Origin of the sequence: Paracoccus sp. P2 (assembly GCF_046335115.1) — a bacterium.
GTDB classification, from domain to species: domain Bacteria; phylum Pseudomonadota; class Alphaproteobacteria; order Rhodobacterales; family Rhodobacteraceae; genus Paracoccus; species Paracoccus pantotrophus.
Window position 1 is genome coordinate 1 of record NZ_JBGOSN010000180.1, and the last position, 659, is coordinate 659.

At 66.6% G+C, this 659-nt stretch carries 1 protein-coding gene; it reads right to left on the reverse strand.

Annotated elements, in window-relative coordinates; genetic code table 11:
* On the reverse strand, positions 1–659 hold a 659-nt coding region (locus ACDP63_RS25095), incomplete at both ends, for a 4Fe-4S dicluster domain-containing protein (protein WP_409928883.1).

A 659-nucleotide genomic window follows, 5' to 3' on the forward strand; every position in this document is an offset into this window, starting at 1 on the left:
ACATATTCGGGTAGTTCGGCCCGTCTCCGCCCTGTGGGGTTGTCCAGTTGATGTTCTGGGAGGGATCCTTGATGTCGCAGGTCTTGCAATGGACGCAGTTCTGGAAGTTGATCTGGAAGCGCGGGCCGCCCTCGCCCTCCAGCACCTCATAGACCCCGGCCGGGCAGTAGCGCGTCGCCGGCTCGGCATAAAGCGGCAGGTTCACCGAAATCGGGATCGAGGCGTCCTTCAGCTTCAGGTGGCAGGGCTGGCTTTCCTCGTGGTTGGTGAAGGAAAACGCCACGTTGGTCAGCCGGTCGAAGCTGAGCTTGCCGTCCGGCTTCGGATAGTCGATCGGCTGGAAATCGGCGGCCTTGCCGGTGGCCTCGGCATCGGTCTTGCCGTGCTTCCAGGTGCCCAGCGGGTTCCAGCCAGTCAGGTTCGCCACCCACATGTCGAAGCCGCCCAGCGCCAGGCTGGCCCAGAGCCCGAGCTTCGACCAGAGCGGCTTGACGTTGCGGACCGGCTTCAGGTCGCGGGCGATGGGGCCGGAACGCAGGTCGGCCTCGTATTCCACCAGCTCGTCGCCCGCGCGGCCGGCGGCGATGGCGGCGGCCGCCGCCTCGGCCGCGGCGATGCCCGAGAGCATGGCGTTATGGTTGCCCTTGATGCGCGGCACG